Raw genomic sequence first — 18,001 nt, 5'->3', positions numbered from 1 at the left:
CGTCAGCCGCCATCCTCCGCTTTTCGTATTGGTTCTCGAATACCTGTTGCTCCTGCATACATTAAAACGCCGCTAACTCGCGCATCGCTTTTTCGACTTTGTCTGGGTTGACCATAAAGAATTTTTCCATCGTCGGCGCATATGGCATGGCCGGAACGTCTGGACCAGCGAGGCGCATAATTGGCGCATCTAAGTCAAATAAACAATGCTCCGCAATAATTGCCGCCACCTCGCTCATAATGCTTCCTTCTTTATTGTCTTCTGTCACAAGCAACACTTTTCCTGTTTTGCTTGCCGCTTCAATAATCGCTTCTTTATCGAGCGGGTACACCGTGCGCAAGTCTAATACGTGCACAGAAATGCCGTCTTGCGCGACGCGTTCTGCCGCTTGCAACGCAAAATGGACGCACAATCCGTACGTAATGACCGTAATATCGTCGCCTTCGCGTTTGACGTCCGCTTTACCGATTGGCAAGACGTAATCGTCTGTCGGCACTTCCCCTTTAATTAACCGGTACGCGCGTTTATGCTCGAAAAATAAGACTGGGTCTTCGTCGCGAATCGCTGCTTTTAACAATCCTTTGACGTCATAAGGCGTCGATGGCATGACGATTTTTAGCCCCGGTTGATTTGCAAATACTGCTTCGACTGATTGCGAATGGTAAAGCGCTCCGTGCACGCCGCCGCCGTATGGCGCACGAATGACGATTGGGCAGTTCCAGTCGTTGTTCGAACGGTAGCGAATCCGCGCAGCTTCCGAAATAATTTGGTTGACAGCTGGCATAATGAAGTCGGCAAACTGAATTTCCGCAATTGGCCGCAACCCGTACATCGCCGCACCAATTCCGACCCCAACAATCGCCGATTCGGCAAGCGGCGTATCGATGACGCGCTCTTCGCCAAATTGCTCGTATAGCCCTTGCGTTGCTTTAAATACCCCGCCTTTTTTCCCAACGTCTTCCCCTAGTACAAAAACGCGTGGGTCACGTTCCATTTCTTCACGAATCGCCATCGTAACGGCATCAATATATGAAATGACTGGCATCGATAAGTTCCCCCTTACTTCTCAGCGTATACGTACTTTAATGCATGTTCAGGCTCTGCGTATGGCGCTTTTTCTGCATAGTCCGTCGCTTCGTTTACTTGTTTCATGACGCGGTCGTGAATTTCTTTTTCTAGCGCTTCCGTTAGCACCCCGACTTCTTTTAAGTAGTTCGCAAACGAAAGAATCGGATCTTTCGCACGCGCTTCCGCTAGTTCTTCTGGTGTACGGTAGACGCGATCATCATCGTCTGACGAGTGAGCGGTCAACCGGTAAGAAACGGTTTCGATTAACGTCGGTCCTTCGCCACGGCGCGCACGATCAGCCGCTTCTTTGACGACTTTATACACTTCCAGCGGGTCGTTTCCGTCTACTGTATATCCAGGCATGCCGTAACCAATCGCACGGTCGGACACTTTTTCGCACGCCAATTGTTTTTCGATTGGAACAGAAATCGCGTATTTGTTGTTTTCGCACATGAAAATGACCGGCAATTTATGAACGCCCGCAAAGTTCGCCCCTTCGTGGAAATCCCCTTGGTTGGAAGAACCTTCGCCAAACGTAACGAACGAGATAAAATCTTTTTTCTCCATTTTTGCTGCAAGCGCAATCCCAACGGCGTGCGGTACTTGCGTTGTAACTGGAGAAGAACCTGTCACGATGCGGTTTTTCTTTTTCCCGAAGTGCCCTGGCATTTGACGACCGCCAGAGTTCGGGTCTTCCGCTTTTGCGAACGCAGAAAGCATTAATTCCGTCGGGGTCATGCCAAACGTCAATACGACGCCCATGTCGCGATAGTAAGGCAATACATAGTCTTTCGTGCGGTCTAATGCGAACGCCGCGCCAACTTGTGCTGCTTCTTGGCCTTGGCAAGAAATGACGAACGGAATTTTCCCTGCGCGGTTTAACAACCACATGCGCTCATCAATTTTCCGAGCCAAAAGCATCGTTTCATACATTTCCAATACCGCTTCATCGCTTAAGCCTAATGCTTGATGACGATTTTCTGCCATCGAAAAAACCTCCTTGTTCTTCTTTAAAAATGAATCGCTTTGCCGTCGACTGCTAACGCCGCTTCCATCATCGCTTCGGAAAGCGTCGGGTGCGGATGGATCGTATGGGCTACTTCCCACGGCGTTGCGTCTAAGACGCGCGCAAGACCTGCTTCGGAAATCATGTCGGTGACGTGCGGTCCGACCATATGAACGCCTAATAAATCGTTCGTCTTTTGATCGGCAATCATTTTCACAAATCCTTCTGCTTCGCCAAATACGAGCGCTTTGCCGATCGCCTTGAACGGGAATTTGCCGACTTTAACGTCATATCCTTTCGCTTTCGCTTCTTCTTCCGTTAAGCCGACGCTTGCGACTTCTGGGCGGCTATATACGCATTTCGCAATCATCGTATAGTCGATTGGCGTTGGCTGATGCCCTGCAATATGTTCGACCGCGACAATGCCTTCATGGGAAGCGACGTGCGCAAGTTGTAAGCCACCGATGACATCGCCGATTGCATAAATGTGTGATTCTTTCGTTTGGTAAAACTCATTCGTTTGAATAAATCCTTTTTCGACGACAATTTCTGTATTTTCTAAGCCGATGCCTTCAATATTTGCTTGGCGGCCGACAGAAACGAGCATTTTATCAGCGGTGAACGCTTTTTGTTCTCCTTTATGTTCTGCTTTAATCGTCACACCTTCGCCTTTTTCGAGCGTTTCTGGCAACACTTTCGCGTTCGTGACAATTTGAATGCCGCGTTTTTTCAACAGTTTTTCCATCTCTTTCGATACGTCGCGATCTTCGGTCGGCAAAATGCGGTCCGCATATTCTAGCACCGTTACTTGTACCCCAAAGTCGTTTAATAACGACGCCCACTCGATGCCGATGACACCGCCGCCGACAATAATAATCGACGATGGCAACGTATCAAGCTGTAGCGCTTCATCGGATGTAATGACGAGCTGTCCGTCAATCTCAAGCCCTGGCAATGTACGCGGGCGGGAGCCTGTAGCGATAATAACGTTTTTCGGAACGAGCATTTCGTTTTCGCTGCCGTCGTTCATTTCAACGGAAATCGTTCCTGGCATTGGTGAAAAAATCGATGGTCCTAAAATGCGGCCAGTTCCTGCGTATACATCAATTTTTCCTTTTTTCATTAAATGTTGAACGCCTTTATGTAGTTGCTCAACAATGGCATTTTTTCGCGCTTGTACTTTTGCAAAATCAAATGTGACATCGCTTGCGAAGACGCCAAATTTTTCGCTTTCTTTCGTTTGCGCATATACTTCGGCGCTGCGCAACAACGCTTTGCTTGGAATGCAGCCGGCGTGCAAACACGTTCCACCGAGCTTCCCTTTTTCGACAACGGCTGTTTTTAAGCCAAGCTGTGCTGCGCGAATCGCCGCAACATAGCCGCCGGTACCGCCGCCTAATATGACGAGATCATACTCTTTTGCCATCGTAGTTGCTCCTTTCTTTTATCGCTTTGCGGCAACAACATTGCCGGGATAGTCTTTCGCTTTTTCTTCGCCACGCAATACGCGCAATGCACCTTCCGCAAGAGCTTGTAGCTCGTTTTCCCCAGGTTGGACAATCACTTCCGCAATCCAGTTTACGCGGTCGGCGATTTCTTTCACGAACCCTTTTCCGTACGCAAGTCCGCCGGTCAAAACAATGGCGTCGACTTTTCCTGCTAATACAGCGCTTGCTGCACCGATTTCTTTCGCCACTTGATATGCCATGGCGCTATAAACGAGCTTCGCTTTTTCATTGCCGGCTGCAATCATTTTTTCGACTTTCACGGCATCGTTCGTTCCAAGATAGCCGACTAATCCACCTTGCCCGACAAGCTTTTTCATTATTTCTTCGCGGTAATATTCCCCAGAAAAACAAAGCGAAACAAGGTCGCCTGCTGGCACCGTTCCGGCGCGCTCTGGGCTGAACGGCCCTTCGCCATCTAGCCCGTTATTTACGTCGACGACGCGCCCTTGCTTATGTGCGCCAACGGTAATTCCGCCGCCCATATGCGCTACAATAAGGTTGACTTCTTCGTATGTTTTGCCAAGTTGTTTGGCGACGCGGCGTGCTACCGCTTTTTGGTTTAACGCGTGGAAAATGCTTTTTCGTTCAATGAGCGAAAACCCTGAAATGCGGGCAATTGGATCCAGTTCATCAACGACAACCGGGTCAACGATAAACGCCGGGATATTAAGCGCAGTCGCAATTTCATGCGCCAAAATGCCGCCAAGATTGGACGCGTGCTGACCGGAATAGCCTTTGCGCAAATCTGTTAGCATTTGTTCATTGACGCGGTACGTTCCGCCCTCAATTGGGCGCAATAGTCCTCCTCGACCGCATACAGCGCTTAATTTCGAAATATTGATTCCTTCTTCATCCAACGCGGCTAAAATCGTCTGCTTGCGAAATTCATATTGGTCGATAATCGATCTATATTGCTTAATTTCTTCCGTATCATGGCGAATCGTTTTTTCGAAAATGGAACGTTCGTTATCAAATACACCGATTTTCGTCGAAGTAGAACCTGGGTTGATGACTAAGATGCGATATTCTTTTTCCTGCAACGTTTCTACCCTCCAATTTGATAAGTGAAAGCGAGAGTTCTCTCGCTTTCACTTTATATTAACGGCCGCGACGACGACTTAAAATGTGATGGCCGTTTTGCAAAAATTGGCTGCGAGATTGACGCATTTTTTCAATGCGTTCTTCTGCCATCCGGTCTGCTGCTTTGTATGTTGGAATGTTGTCACGTTTTGCGATTTCAAACACTTTTTCAATGTTGTTGTAAATTTGTTCGACTTTTTTCATCGCCCGTTCGCGGTTGTAGCCATATAGTTCGTCCGCAACGTTAATGACACCACCTGCGTTAATGACATAATCTGGGGCATAGACGATGCCCATTTCATGAATGATGTCGCCATGGCGCGCTTCGCGCAACTGGTTGTTCGCTGCCCCAGCGATTACTTTTGCTTTCAATTGCGGAATCGTTTGGTCGTTAATAATTCCGCCAAGCGCGCACGGTGCGAAAATGTCGCAGTCTACGCCGTAAATGTCGTTCGGGTCAACTGCTTTTGCGCCAAATTCTTCGACAACGCGTTGCACCGCTTCTTTGTTAATGTCCGTGACGATGAGTTTTGCCCCTTCTTCATGAAGATGGCGGCATAAGTTGTATGCGACGTTGCCAACGCCTTGTACAGCAATCGTTTTTCCTTCTAATGAATCGCTGCCGAACGCTTCTTTTGCTGCTGCTTTCATGCCGCGATATACGCCATACGCTGTGACTGGAGATGGGTTTCCAGACGAACCGAACGCTGGCGAAATACCTGTCACGTAATCGGTTTCTTCGTAAATGATGTCCATATCTGCAACTGTTGTTCCGACGTCTTCCGCTGTAATATAGCGGCCGTTTAAGCCTTGAATGAAGCGGCCGAACGCGCGGAACATCGCTTCGTTTTTGTCTTTGCGCGGGTCGCCGATAATGACCGTTTTTCCGCCGCCAAGGTTAAGTCCTGCCGCTGCGTTTTTGTACGTCATGCCGCGCGCTAGGCGAAGCGCATCTTCAATCGCTGCTTCTTCGGATTCGTACATCCACATGCGGGTGCCGCCTAATGCTGGCCCAAGCGTTGTATCGTGAATGGCAATAATCGCTTTTAAGCCAGATTCTTTGTCTTGGCAAAATAGTAATTGCTCATAATCGTATTGTTCCATGTATTTGAAGATTTCCATGTTGTTTTCCTCCCCAAGTTTCTTTATTTATTTAGATGCGGAACAAACCGCAAGTGCTAACGAATAAAGTTTGCTTTCTGCCGAGTCGGCGCGCGACGTTAATACGATCGGCGCTTTTGCCCCTGCAATGACAGCACCCACTTTTGCATTCGCAAAATAAACAAGTGATTTATATAAAATATTGCCGGATTCAATGTTCGGGACGAGCAAAATATCGGCTTTTCCTGCGACTTCATTTGCTATCCCTTTATGTGCTGCGGCAAGCTCGGACACCGCGTTATCAAGCGCCAACGGTCCGTTGACAATGCAGCCTTTTAACTGGCCGCGTTCGTTCATCATCGTTAACGCAGCAGCATCAATTGTCGCTGCCATCGCTGGATTGACGACTTCGACTGCCGCGAGCGGCGCAACTTTCGGCGTCTCGATGCCGATTGCTTTTGCAACAGTTACTGCATTTGCAATAATTTGCATTTTTTGTTCCAAATCTGGTGCAATATTCATCGCCGCGTCAGTAACAATCATGTAGCGGTCGTAGTTCGGAACTTCAAATACGGCGACATGCGAGAGCACATTGCCTGTTCGTAGCCCATATTCTTTATGAAGAACCGCTTTTAAAATAGTAGCGGTCGGGAGATTCCCTTTCATTAGTACATTCGCTTCGTTCGAGTGAACGGCTTTTACTGCAAGTTCTGCCGCCTCCGCGACGGAATTTGCATGAACGATTTGAACGTTATCGTTTGTTGGGTAGTTTTTTAACAACTCGGTAATTTTGTCGCGATCTCCGTATAAAAGAAAGCGACCGAACTGATGATTTACCGCCATCGTCACAGCTTCGATAACTTCTTCGTCTTCCGCTGCCGCGACGGCTACCGTAATATCGGTAGATTGGGTTGCCTTCTCTACGAGTGTTTGCAGCTTCATGTCATCTATCCAACCCCTTCTTTCTCTTGTTTTCGGTCACTATAACTTTAATGCAAAAAGTGTGCCAACATTTCTTGACGAACCTTTTTTTCGACAAAAAAGGCAAATACTCTGTCAGTTCTACTTGGCAAATGAACACGTTCGTTGAAAACGCTTTATTTTCTCTTTGCATATTTTTGCACGGTACGCAAACTATTGCATGTGTGTTTTTGCAAGTCCGTACTTTTCTAACTTGTAATAAAGGTTGCGAATCGAAATGTTTAATCGCTTCGCGGTTGCTGTTTTGTTGCCGTGGCAGGCGCGGAGTGCGGCTTCAATAATTTGCGCCTCATATTGTTCGAGCATTTCGTCAAGCGGACGCAAGTCTTCGTCCGTTATCACCTCTTCCTTTCGATCGGGCAGTATTTGTAGCGGCGGAATATGGTGAATGTCAATCCATGTTTCGTTAAATTTCATAAAAATCATCGCTCGGCCTAAGACGTTTTCTAACTCACGCACATTGCCTGGCCAATCATAAGAAGAAAGGTAGTGGAGCGCTGCTTCGGTTACCCCTTCGACGTTTCTTCCATAATCTTGATTTAGTTTATGAATTAAATGCTGGCATAGTGCCGGAATGTCTTGCTTGCGCGCTCGTAATGGCGGGATATGGATCGGCATTCGATTGAGCCGATAATATAAATCTTCCCGAAATGTGCCGGCGGCAATCGCTTTTTCTAAATGGACATTCGTTGCGGCGATGACGCGCACGTTAATCGGAATCGGCTTTGTGCCGCCGACGCGGACAATTTCCCGTTCTTGCAGCACGCGTAATAGTTTTGCTTGCGTATTGGCGGAAAGTTCGCCGATTTCATCAAGAAAAATGCTGCCGTTGTTTGCTTCTTCAAACAATCCTCGTTTTCCGCCTCGCTTGGCGCCGGAAAACGCCCCTTCTTCGTACCCGAACAGCTCGCTTTCTAACAACGATTCCGAAATCGCAGCACAGTTGACACGAATAAATTTGTTGTATTTGCGGTCGCTCGCGTTATGAATGGCATGGGCAAACAACTCTTTTCCTGTCCCTGATTCCCCGCGCAATAAAATCGTCGCTGGTGTTTTTGCCGCTAGCTTCGCTTGCTCGATAGCGACCATCATTTCTTCCGACGTTCCGATAATATCGGCAAACGAATATTTCGCTTCGAGCGTGCGAATAATTTGCCGCGCGCGATTTAATTCGTTCGTTAAGCGCTGAATTTCAGAGACGTCATGGATAATGCCGACGCTCCCCTTTAACGTGCCGTCTACAATAATCGGGGCGACATTAACGATGACATCGCGATTTTTCGGTCCGACTTTCATGCGTACCCCACGGACGGGTTTGCGCGTTTTTAATACTTGCATATGCATGCTTTCCCCTTCGGCAATATCGGCCGTTGCCGGTTTTCCGATGACTTCTTCTTCCGATAAACCGGTAATGCGCGTGTACGCAGGGTTGATTAAAATGCCGTTGCCGTACTCATCGACAACCGAAATCGCTTCTTCCGATGAATGAATAATTGCCTCAAGCATCATGCGAATTTCTTTTAAATTCGTCAGCTCTTCTGCAAGCTGCATTACTTCTGTGACATCTTTAAAAACAGCTAAAGCACCGAGCAATCTCCCCGTTTCATCGGTCATCGGGATGCGCGTCGTAATAATTTTGCGCCCGTTTTCTAGTGCCAGTTCTTGATGCAATTCAATTTGTCTTGTTTTTAATACGCGTGGCAGCCCGCTTGTCGGAATGATTTGTAAAATATGTTTACCAATCGCCTCTTGCTTGTCCACTTCAATCATCGACGCTGCGCTGTCGTTCATATGCGTAATATACGCAAATTCATCAACGACAATCATGCCGTCATGCGTCGAGTTAAAAATTAAATCGCGCCGTGCCGTTTCGTTTTTTAGCGTCGCAATTAGCGCTTCTTTTTCTTCGACAAGTTCGGCGATAATATAGGCAACCTCTCCTGGAATGACGACCGTATTTTTATGCCGTTTTTGCCGAATTTCTTCGAATACCCCTTTTTCGCCTGTTGCTTCGACGACAATGTCAATTTCGTCTGTTAAAAACGGCCGCCAATCGCTTCCTGTTGGAATATTGATCGCAGCAGCTAAAGCAAGCCCAGGCGCGCGAGGGTCACGGTCAATGACTGCGACGACTTCGATTGTTGCTGCTTGCTGGAAAATTTTTAATAGTGCTGTTCCACCTTTTCCAGCGCCTACAATGAGTGCTTTTTTCATCCCATCACCTTATCACCCTTATCGTCTTGCAATTTTTTGCAGACATTTTTATCATACCGATATTTCTTGACAAATTCAACGAAACGGTTAACATTTTTCATGAAGTGATTTTTTTGCCGGAAAGGATTATTGCTATGCAACGTTTCATTGCGCTTATGATTTTGCTTATTCCCGGATTTATTGCTGCATTAGGGATTAAATGGATGCGTGATACAGTATTTGGCATTTTGCATCCACTCGTTCCGTTTCTTTGGCTGCAATTTTTGCTTGGGCTTCTTTTGTTTGCGCTTGGGCTAGGGTTTATTGGCGGGTTTATTTTCCATCGCGACCGAAAACGAAATAAAGTGCAACCGCGCTTCCAAAAAAAATGACCTGAACACAACCGTTCAGGCTTTTTTTATTTGCTTTGCTTTTTCCGGATAATCGGTAAAAATCGCGTCCACTTCATAGCGAAACATCGTGTTCATCGCTTCTTCGCTATTTATCGTAAACGGACGTACGCGAACGTGATGAAGATGCGCTTCGCGGACGAACGATTCTGTTACGGTGCGGTAATATGGATGAAGCCCTTTTGCTCCTAACACGCGCACGTATTGCCACGGCTGGTAAAGTGATTCCATATACAAAAGCGCCGTTTCAATCGTCGGGGCAAGCTGGCGGCAACGAGCCATGCTATTATGGTTGAACGAGGAAAAAATGACGCGTGGTTCGAGTCGATAATGTTTCACTAGATCGATTACTTTTTCCTCGAGCCGGTCATAGACAATGAGCCCGTTTTTCAACTCGATGTTCAATAATAAAGAAGTGCCAGAAATCCATGCCAATACTTCTTCTAAAAGTGGAATGCGGCACGTTGAATATTGCTCAGTAAATTTATAGCCTGCGTGCAACGATTGTAAGTCACGGTACGTAAAATCTTTGACCCACCCCGTGCCATCGGTCGTGCGGTCAACCGTTTCGTCATGGATGACGACAAGCGCCCCGTCTTTTGTCATTTGCACGTCTAATTCAACTCCATCTGCCCCGACGCGTTCTGCTTCATAAAAGGCAACCATCGTGTTTTCCGGATGCGTGCCGGCTGCACCGCGATGCGCAAAAATTTTTGTCATGCTTCTGCCCCTTTCCTCTCCAAACAAAAACATAGTAAAATTATATGCATCTTTCGAAAAAAATGTCTATGGAGGGTGAATCGTTATGCGTCCGCATCAAATTTCGTTGGAAACAGCACAAAAGCTGGCGAAAGCGCTCGGGATTCCGCTTGAACAAGTGATGCACATGCCGCAACATATTTTAATCCAAAAATTAATGGAACTAGAAAAAGCGAAAAACGACGAAAGGTAGCCCGACCGGACTACCTTTTTCGTTAACTTGCTTTATGTTCCAGCCGCAGTTTATCAGCCACCATCGCGATAAATTCGGAATTCGTCGGTTTCGCTTTGGAGATGCTGACGGTGTAGCCGAATAGCGACGAAATGGATTCTAAGTTGCCGCGGCTCCAAGCGACTTCAATTGCATGGCGGATCGCCCGCTCGACGCGGCTAGCGGTCGTGTTATACTTTTTCGCAATATCTGGGTATAATACTTTCGTAATTGAACCGAGCAGTTCAATGTCGTTATATACCATCGAAATCGCTTCACGCAAATATAAATAGCCTTTAATGTGCGCTGGCACACCAATTTCGTGAATGATGCTCGTAATGCTGGCGTCTAAATTTTTCGGTTTATTGTCGCGCACTTGATATGTAATAGGCGCTTTTTTCACGACCGGTGCTGCTTTTCCTGCCACTTGGCGAATATGACTTACTAAGTTTTCCATGTCAAATGGCTTTAAAATAAAATAAGACGCGCCTAAATCGACCGCTTTTTTCGTTACGTCTTCTTGCCCGAATGCTGTAAGCATAATGACGTGCGGCTGTTTTTCTCGCTTCATCCGTATTTTTTCTAATACCGCTAAGCCGTCTACATGCGGCATAATAATATCTAATAACAAAATATCTGGCTGCTTTTCTTCAAGCATATATAAGCAGTCTTGGCCATTATATGCCACTCCGATTACTTCCATATCCGGTTGATTGGAAATATATTCTTCTAATAAATTAACTAATTCGCGGTTATCGTCCGCAACGCACACCTTAATCTTCACGTAATTTTCCTCCCCACTTCCATTTCATTGCGTTTTTTTTCTTTTATATCGATTCGACACGATGGCGAAAAATCCCTTTATTTTTTAAACGCGAAAAATCCACAAAAATCCACGTTCTTCGACGAATTTGTCGAAAAATCTTTATGTCATTATTTTACCGAATCATACACCAAATATCTATGCAAAAAAAGAAAAAAATTGACTTTTTTCACACAAAAAACGAGCGTTTTCAGCTCGCTTTTTGCGTTTGTTTATATAAATCGATGCCTGCTTCATGCAACATCCATTCAATATGCACCCCATACCCTGACGTCGGGTCGTTGACAAAAACGTGGGTAACAGCACCGACAAGTTTTCCGTCTTGGATGATTGGGCTACCGCTCATTCCTTGCACAATTCCTCCTGTTTTTTTCAACAATCGAGGATCGGTCACGCGAATAACAAGCCCTTTCGTCGCAGGAAATTTTTGCGGAATGGATTGAACAATTTCAATGTCAAACGCTTCGACTTTATCGTTTTCGATAACCGTCAACATTTTCGCTGGTCCTTCTTTTACTTGGGTTGATAAGGCAATCGGCATCGGTTCGTCAAACAATCCGTTTTTCACCGGTTTCGATAACGTACCGAAAATACCAAACGGACTATTGTTCGTAATATTCCCGATTACTTCTTTATCGTCGGAAAAGCGCGCCAATTTTTCACCAGGGCTTCCGCTGCTGCCTCTTTCAATCGAGGTGACAGTTGATTTCATAATTTGCCCGTCTTGCACGACAATTGGTTTTCGTGTATCCATATCTGAAATCACGTGCCCAAGCGCTCCGTATTTTTTCGAAGCTGGGTCAAAAAACGTCATCGTTCCAATCCCTGCCGCGGAATCACGAATATATAATCCGATGCGGTAAGCATCATCTTGTTTGTCTTTTAGCGGAGTCAGCTTTGCCGCAATCGAACGTTGATCGCGAAGGAGCTTGAGTTCTAGCGGCTTTCCTGTTTTCCCTGCTTCCTCAATAAACGGCGAAAGATCGCTCATCTTTTCGATTCGTTTGCCATTGACGCTTGTAATAATATCCCCTACTTGAACGCCAGCAAGTTCGCCTGGCGATTTTTTTCCCTCTTCTGTTTCCACTAGGTGGTAGCCAACGACAAGAACCCCTACTGTATTTAATTTTACTCCAATGGACTGCCCACCTGGAACGACTTTTAAGCTTGGGAGTACTTTTACATCGATTTGTTTAATTGGCACTCCCCCCATATTTAAAATCAGTTGTCCCTCATCGCGCTGCTTCGCTTCAAGGGAAAGCGAGTCCTCTGTTTTTGTCACATCCATCGAACGAAAAGCATCTTTCACCTCTGCATGGACCGGTAAGGCAGAAGCGAAGCTTACGTTCTCTCCCTCAAACATGACAAGTTGCTTTGGAATGTGTAAATATTCTTTTACTGGTGTTGACATACTAAGCACGACAAATGAAACAAGGAGAAAGACCCCCACCATTTTTCTTAACGTTTCTGTAATCAACCCTTTTCACTCTCCTCGCTCCCACCTACATTCGCGGCTACAGTTTTAATTTTGCCTTAATCGCCATAAATATAATCGCCTCGGGCATAAAAAAAGCTACCCACAATGGATAGCTTTTCATCCTTTGATTTTGGCTGCTAATTCCAACAGCTCTTTCGCATGCTCTTTCGTTAACTCCGTAATTTCGACACCGGAAATCATCCGGCCAATTTCTTTAATTTTTTCTTCTTTTGTCAACACTTTCACCGACGTTTTCGTCCGGGTTCCGTCCGTTTCTTTCGCGATGAATAAGTGCGTATCCGCCATCGCCGCTACTTGCGGCAAGTGGGAAATGCATAGCACTTGCGAACCGACAGAAACACGGTAAATTTTTTCGGCGATCGCTTGGGCCACACGGCCGCTCACGCCAGTATCGACTTCATCGAAAATAATCGACGTCACGCCTTGGTGCTTCGAAAAAATGCTTTTTAATGCGAGCATAATGCGCGACAATTCTCCGCCGGAAGCGATTTTGGCGAGCGGTTTTAGCGGTTCACCAACGTTTGTCGAAATATAAAATTCCACGACATCGACGCCATCCGCTTGAAACTTCACTGGCACGCCGTCGATAATTGGCGCATCGAGCGTTCCTTCGCGCTTCGTAAATACAATATCAAACGTCGTTTTTTCCATGTATAAATCTTTTAGTTCTTGGTGAATATGCTGAATGAGTGTTTTCGCATGCTTCATGCGCACGTTTGTGACGTTTTTCGCTTCGACGACTAAATCTTCTGTCACCGATTGCAGCTCTTTTTGCAGCTGATGAATTCGCGTGTCGCGGTTTTGAATCGAATCGATTTCTTCGGCGATTTTTTCAGCATATTGTAAAATTTCCGCGACCGTCTGCCCGTATTTTCGTTTTAAATGGCTAATTTCGTTTAATCGTCCTTCAATGAAATCTAATCGGCTTGGATCGTATTCTAGCTGTTCTAGTTCATCACGTAGCTTATATGCCGTTTCTTCTAGCAAATAATAGCTATTGGCAATCGTTTCGTACGCTTCTTTTAACGCTGGATCGATATGGGCAACATCGTCTAAATGGCTCATCGCTAGTCCAACCCAGTCGAGCCCGCGTTGTTCGCCGTATAATGCATCGTAGCCGTTTTTTAGCGCGTCGTAAATTTTTTGGAAGTTCATAATTTTTACTTTTTCTTCCATCAACTGTTCATCTTCGTTCGGCTGCAAATTTGCTTTTTGAATTTCGTCGAGCTGGAACGTTAATAAGTCGAGCCGGTGCGCCATTTGTTGTTCGTTTTCGCTTAGCTTTTGCAGCTGTTTTTTCAGCTGTTCATATTTTTCGTAGACGGCGCGGTATTCTTCAAGTGCAGCGTTCATTTCTTTTCCGCCGTATTCATCTAGTAGCGGCAAATGTTTATTCGGGTCCATCAGCTCTTGGTGTTCGTGCTGGCCGTGAATATCGACAAGCGTGGAACCGATGTCGCGCAGGACGGCCATCGTCACAAGTTTTCCGTTTACACGGCAAACGCTTTTGCCGCTCACTGAAATCTCGCGGCGCAATACGACCATCCCTTCGCTAATCTCAATCCCTACTTCCGCGCATTTTTCGTAACATGGGTGCGTGTCGTCGCTTAATAAAAATAGCCCTTCAATTTCTGCCCTCTCTTCGCCATAACGGACAAACTCCGCTGAACCTCGTCCACCGATCAACAAATGAATCGCGTCAATAATAATCGATTTTCCAGCGCCCGTTTCCCCCGTTAACACGGTGAGCCCTTTTTCAAACGAAATCGATAACGACTCAATAATCGCAAAGTTTTTAATGGACAATTCCGCAAGCATCGTGAAATCACCCCTACAGCATATCTAATAGCCGCTGCGAAATGACTTCGGTATCTTCTGGCGTCCGGCAAATGATAAGGCACGTATCGTCCCCGCAAATCGTGCCAACGATTTCATGCCAATCTAAATTGTCTAAAAGCGCCCCAATCGCGTGAGCGTTACCCGGCAATGTTTTCATGACGAGCAAATGGCCAGCGCCGTCAATTTTAACGAACGCATCCATTAACGCCCGCTTTAGTTTTTGTAATGGATTAAACCGTTGGTCGGCTGGAAGGCTATATTTATAGCGCCCGTTCATCATCGGGACTTTCACTAATTGCAATTCTTTAATATCGCGGGATACTGTTGCTTGGGTGACGTTAAATCCCGCCTGTTTTAACATATCGACAAGTTCGTCTTGCGTTTCAATTTCATGGTTTGTAATAATTTCGCGAATTTTAATATGGCGTTGCCCTTTATTCAACATGAACACCTCGCTCATTTTTTTCAAAAAAACAGGAATAACAGTTGTTATTCCTTCGGCTCTCCGTTCGCTAATGTTTCGTGCGCTTGTTTGACGATGTCGCTAGGCTGCTTTGCTAGTTTGTTGCTTCCTCTTTCTCTTTCTCCTTCCCAGCGAAGATGGAGCAAAAATTCAATATTCCCATCGCCGCCAGTAATCGGCGAATGCGTTACGTCGAGCACATCATATCCTTCGCAAAGCGCAAATTCGATGATCGAAACGAGAACCGCTTCATGAATCGTCGCGTCGCGCACAATCCCTTTTTTGCCGACATGTTCTCTTCCTGCTTCGAACTGTGGCTTCACTAATGCAATGACATCGCTTCCTGGAACGAGAACCGTTTTTAACACAGGCAAAATTAGTTTCAACGAAATAAACGATACATCAATCGTTGCCAATTGTGGAAGCCCTTTCGTAAAGTGAGCCGGCGTGACATAGCGGAAATTCGTGCGCTCCATTACGACTACCCGCTCATCTTGGCGCAATTTCCATGCCAATTGGTTGTACCCGACATCGAGCGCATACGACAATTTCGCCCCGTGTTGCAATGCACAATCGGTAAACCCGCCAGTCGAAGCGCCGATGTCTAATAAAATTTTATCTTGCACCGTTACATCAAACGTCCGCAATGCTTTTTCTAGTTTCAAGCCGCCGCGGCTGACGTAAGGAATGGCATTTCCTTTCACCGTTAGCGGAAGATCGACCGGTACTTTCTCGCCAGGCTTGTCTAATCGCATTTCATTGGAATAAACAAGCCCTGCCATAATCGTCCGTTTCGCTTTTTCGCGCGTTTCTGCTAATCCACGTTCTACTAATAGTACATCAAGCCGTTCTTTCTTCATCGTTCATGCCCTTTTTTGTTTTTTTGGTATCATTGTTTTCACCCGATCGACAACATGTACCGTCGTTAAGCCGATTTCTTGCAATAGCTCTTTGACGCTTCCATGTTCAATAAAGCGGTCTGGAATGCCCATGCGCTGAATGACGGACTGATGGTAGCCGTGGTCGTGGGCAAATTCAAGCACCGCACTGCCGAACCCGCCTTGCAACGCTGCTTCTTCAATCGTCAACAGCGGGATATTGCTTTCTAACAACTCATGGAGCATCGCTTCATCCATCGGTTTCAAGAAGCGGGCGTTCACGACTTTGACCGATACGTTTTCTTTTGCTAATTTTTCCGCCGCTTCTAGCGCCATCGGAATTGTTGTACCGAACGTTAAAATTGCTAAGTCACGTCCGTCGCGCAATACTTCCCATGTACCGATTGGAATCGCGCGAAGCTCTTCGTCCATTTTGACACCAAGGCCGTTGCCGCGCGGAAAACGAAGTGCAATCGGTCCGTCGTCGTATTGAATCGCCGTATACACCATATGCTGCCCTTCGTTTTCATCTTTTGGCATCATGAGGACAAGGTTTGGCACATGCCGCAAAAAGGCGATATCAAATACCCCTTGGTGCGTTTCGCCATCCGCCCCAACAAGCCCCGCACGGTCAATGGCAAAAAAGACGTTTAAATTTTGCCGACAGACATCGTGTACGACTTGGTCATACGCCCGCTGCAAAAAAGTGGAGTAAATAGCTAAAAACGGCTTCATCCCTTGCGTCGCAAGCCCTGCTGCCAATGTCGTTGCGTGTTGTTCGGCAATGCCGACATCGTACATCCGGTCAGGAAATTCGCTCGCAAATCCTTCTAGTTTAGAGCCGACTGGCATCGCTGGCGTAATCGCCACAATGCGCGAGTCCGTGCGCGCCAATTTTCTTACCGTTTCACTAATAAGCTCACTCCAAGAAGGGGCGCTGTCCACCGGTTTTAAAAAGTCGCCCGTTTCGATTTTATACGGACCGGTGCCATGCCACGTTCCGATTTTATCGTTTTCTGCCGGATGGTATCCTTTTCCTTTTTTCGTGATGACATGTAAAAGCACTGGGCCTTTAATTTTTTTCGCATAATGCAAATTCTCGAATAAATCATCGAAATCGTGCCCGTTGACTGGTCCAAGATACGTAAAACCAAGCTCTTCAAAAAAGACGCCTGATACGAGCAAATATTTTAAGCTATCTTTCACTCGTTCAGCAGTTGCGGCTAATTTTCCGCCAACCGCCGGTATTTTTTTCAACAGCATTTCCAATTCGTCTTTTACCCACTGATATTTTCCAGCAGTGCGCAAGCGACCGAGCACGTTATGAAGCGCACCGACGTTTGGCGCAATCGACATTTCGTTATCGTTTAACACAACGATAATATCTTTTTTCTCATGGCCGATATGGTTTAGCGCTTCAAGCGCCATCCCACCTGTCAGCGCCCCGTCGCCGATGATCGGGACGATGTATTCATTTGTCCCTTTTAAATCGCGGGCAATCGCCATTCCCATCGCTGCCGATAACGATGTCGAGCTATGCCCTGTTTCCCATACGTCATGCTCGCTTTCGCTTCGTTTTGGGAAGCCGCAAAGCCCTTTATATTGTCTTAATGTATCAAATGCTTGCGCACGTCCTGTCAAAATTTTATGGACATACGACTGATGACCGACATCCCATAACAACTTATCTTTTGGACTGTCAAACACTTTATGAAGTGCAATCGTCAATTCGACGACGCCAAGGTTTGGTCCGATATGTCCACCTGTCTTCGATAGCTTCTCAATTAAAAATTGTCGAATGTCCGCGCTAAGCTGAACAAGCTGTTCTTTCGATAGCGATTTTAAAAAGCGCGGATCTTTAATTTCCGTTACGTCCAAACGAGATCACTCGCTTTCATTTGTTCTCTGTCCCCTGATATAATACAGATACTAATTATTATACATGATAACCGAATAAAGAAAAATGTTCCGGCGCGATTTTCCGAATAAAAGCGAAAAAAGAGCCGCTAACACATATGTGATAACGGCATCCCTCCATTTTTCCACTATAACATACTCCTTCATATGCGGCAACGTTCTTTCGCTAATGGATTGAGTCAAGAGTTTGTGGGAGATTTTTTTTGATATTTCGATTCTCTGGATATATTTGGTTTAAATAACCCAGTGTTTGTAAGCGTTTTCTA

General features: G+C 46.1%; 16 protein-coding genes. 2 read left to right on the top strand and 14 right to left on the bottom strand.

The features are described from left to right. Nucleotides 1-61: 61 nt before the first annotated feature. From GGR02_RS15145 to GGR02_RS15115, 7 genes are all read right to left on the bottom strand, one after another. Nucleotides 62-1,045: an alpha-ketoacid dehydrogenase subunit beta gene (locus tag GGR02_RS15145; protein ID WP_183185815.1), complete on the bottom strand. Its 984-nt coding sequence runs from the start codon at nt 1,043-1,045 to the stop codon at nt 62-64. 14 nt (nt 1,046-1,059) lie between these two features. Further along, a complete protein-coding gene (locus GGR02_RS15140; protein ID WP_066326102.1) occupies nt 1,060-2,055 on the bottom strand; it encodes a thiamine pyrophosphate-dependent dehydrogenase E1 component subunit alpha in 996 nt (331 codons plus the stop codon). Nucleotides 2,056-2,078: 23 nt separating this feature from the next. Further along, nucleotides 2,079-3,500: a dihydrolipoyl dehydrogenase gene (gene lpdA / locus GGR02_RS15135; protein ID WP_183185814.1), complete on the bottom strand. Its 1,422-nt coding sequence runs from the start codon at nt 3,498-3,500 to the stop codon at nt 2,079-2,081. 18 nt (nt 3,501-3,518) lie between these two features. After that, nucleotides 3,519-4,622, bottom strand: a complete 1,104-nt coding sequence (buk, locus tag GGR02_RS15130; protein WP_183185813.1) for a butyrate kinase — start codon at nt 4,620-4,622, stop codon at nt 3,519-3,521. A gap of 58 nt (nt 4,623-4,680) precedes the next feature. Beyond that, nucleotides 4,681-5,784, bottom strand: coding sequence for a branched-chain amino acid dehydrogenase (gene bcd / locus GGR02_RS15125; RefSeq protein WP_183185812.1), 1,104 nt, complete (start codon nt 5,782-5,784; stop codon nt 4,681-4,683). Between the two features lie 27 nt (nt 5,785-5,811). After that, entirely contained in the window at nt 5,812-6,705 is an 894-nt protein-coding gene (gene yqiS, locus GGR02_RS15120; RefSeq protein ID WP_183185811.1) for a phosphate butyryltransferase, read from the bottom strand. Nucleotides 6,706-6,897: 192 nt separating this feature from the next. Beyond that, nucleotides 6,898-8,958 (bottom strand): sigma-54 interaction domain-containing protein, encoded by a 2,061-nt coding sequence (locus GGR02_RS15115; protein WP_183185810.1) that lies wholly within the window; start codon nt 8,956-8,958, stop codon nt 6,898-6,900. A 134-nt stretch (nt 8,959-9,092) separates the two neighbouring features. Between GGR02_RS15115 and GGR02_RS15110 the strand changes: the two genes are divergently transcribed. Next, nucleotides 9,093-9,329: a DUF2627 domain-containing protein gene (locus GGR02_RS15110; RefSeq protein WP_183185809.1), complete on the top strand. Its 237-nt coding sequence runs from the start codon at nt 9,093-9,095 to the stop codon at nt 9,327-9,329. Nucleotides 9,330-9,344: 15 nt separating this feature from the next. Here the strand turns inward: GGR02_RS15110 and GGR02_RS15105 are convergent, their stop codons facing one another. Beyond that, nucleotides 9,345-10,067 carry a glycerophosphodiester phosphodiesterase gene (locus GGR02_RS15105; protein ID WP_183185808.1) on the bottom strand — a complete coding sequence of 241 codons (723 nt, stop codon included), beginning with the start codon at nt 10,065-10,067 and terminating at the stop codon, nt 9,345-9,347. Between the two features lie 85 nt (nt 10,068-10,152). Between GGR02_RS15105 and GGR02_RS15100 the strand changes: the two genes are divergently transcribed. Continuing rightward, nucleotides 10,153-10,299, top strand: a complete 147-nt coding sequence (locus GGR02_RS15100; RefSeq protein WP_183185807.1) for a YycC family protein — start codon at nt 10,153-10,155, stop codon at nt 10,297-10,299. Nucleotides 10,300-10,321: 22 nt separating this feature from the next. Here GGR02_RS15100 and spo0A read toward each other — a convergent pair whose 3' ends face one another. The 6 genes from spo0A to dxs form a co-directional block, all read right to left on the bottom strand. Then, on the bottom strand, nt 10,322-11,101 hold the full coding sequence (gene spo0A, locus GGR02_RS15095; protein ID WP_183185806.1) for a sporulation transcription factor Spo0A: 780 nt from the start codon (nt 11,099-11,101) through the stop codon (nt 10,322-10,324). A 229-nt stretch (nt 11,102-11,330) separates the two neighbouring features. Further along, nucleotides 11,331-12,617, bottom strand: a complete 1,287-nt coding sequence (gene spoIVB / locus GGR02_RS15090; RefSeq protein ID WP_183185805.1) for a SpoIVB peptidase — start codon at nt 12,615-12,617, stop codon at nt 11,331-11,333. A 117-nt stretch (nt 12,618-12,734) separates the two neighbouring features. Beyond that, on the bottom strand, nt 12,735-14,456 hold the full coding sequence (gene recN / locus GGR02_RS15085; protein ID WP_183185804.1) for a DNA repair protein RecN: 1,722 nt from the start codon (nt 14,454-14,456) through the stop codon (nt 12,735-12,737). A gap of 13 nt (nt 14,457-14,469) precedes the next feature. After that, entirely contained in the window at nt 14,470-14,919 is a 450-nt protein-coding gene (ahrC, locus tag GGR02_RS15080; RefSeq protein ID WP_183185803.1) for a transcriptional regulator AhrC/ArgR, read from the bottom strand. 47 nt (nt 14,920-14,966) lie between these two features. Then, nucleotides 14,967-15,800, bottom strand: coding sequence for a TlyA family RNA methyltransferase (locus tag GGR02_RS15075; RefSeq protein ID WP_183185802.1), 834 nt, complete (start codon nt 15,798-15,800; stop codon nt 14,967-14,969). Nucleotides 15,801-15,803: 3 nt separating this feature from the next. Further along, nucleotides 15,804-17,696 (bottom strand): 1-deoxy-D-xylulose-5-phosphate synthase, encoded by a 1,893-nt coding sequence (dxs, locus tag GGR02_RS15070; protein ID WP_183185801.1) that lies wholly within the window; start codon nt 17,694-17,696, stop codon nt 15,804-15,806. Nucleotides 17,697-18,001: the final 305 nt, after the last annotated feature.

It is taken from the genome of Anoxybacteroides voinovskiense (assembly GCF_014196205.1).
GTDB classification, from domain to species: domain Bacteria; phylum Bacillota; class Bacilli; order Bacillales; family Anoxybacillaceae; genus Anoxybacteroides; species Anoxybacteroides voinovskiense.
This window is presented reverse-complemented; position numbering and strand designations above follow the sequence as displayed.

Coding starts and splice junctions, on each gene's coding strand:
- GGR02_RS15145 (WP_183185815.1), bottom strand. CDS start 1,045: ATGCCAGTCATTTCATATATTGATGCCGTTACGATGGCGATTCGTGAA.
- GGR02_RS15140 (WP_066326102.1), bottom strand. CDS start 2,055: ATGGCAGAAAATCGTCATCAAGCATTAGGCTTAAGCGATGAAGCGGTA.
- lpdA (WP_183185814.1), bottom strand. CDS start 3,500: ATGGCAAAAGAGTATGATCTCGTCATATTAGGCGGCGGTACCGGCGGC.
- bcd (WP_183185812.1), bottom strand. CDS start 5,784: ATGGAAATCTTCAAATACATGGAACAATACGATTATGAGCAATTACTA.
- yqiS (WP_183185811.1), bottom strand. CDS start 6,705: ATGAAGCTGCAAACACTCGTAGAGAAGGCAACCCAATCTACCGATATT.
- GGR02_RS15115 (WP_183185810.1), bottom strand. CDS start 8,958: ATGAAAAAAGCACTCATTGTAGGCGCTGGAAAAGGTGGAACAGCACTA.
- GGR02_RS15110 (WP_183185809.1), top strand. CDS start 9,093: ATGCAACGTTTCATTGCGCTTATGATTTTGCTTATTCCCGGATTTATT.
- GGR02_RS15105 (WP_183185808.1), bottom strand. CDS start 10,067: ATGACAAAAATTTTTGCGCATCGCGGTGCAGCCGGCACGCATCCGGAA.
- GGR02_RS15100 (WP_183185807.1), top strand. CDS start 10,153: ATGCGTCCGCATCAAATTTCGTTGGAAACAGCACAAAAGCTGGCGAAA.
- recN (WP_183185804.1), bottom strand. CDS start 14,456: ATGCTTGCGGAATTGTCCATTAAAAACTTTGCGATTATTGAGTCGTTA.
- GGR02_RS15075 (WP_183185802.1), bottom strand. CDS start 15,800: ATGAAGAAAGAACGGCTTGATGTACTATTAGTAGAACGTGGATTAGCA.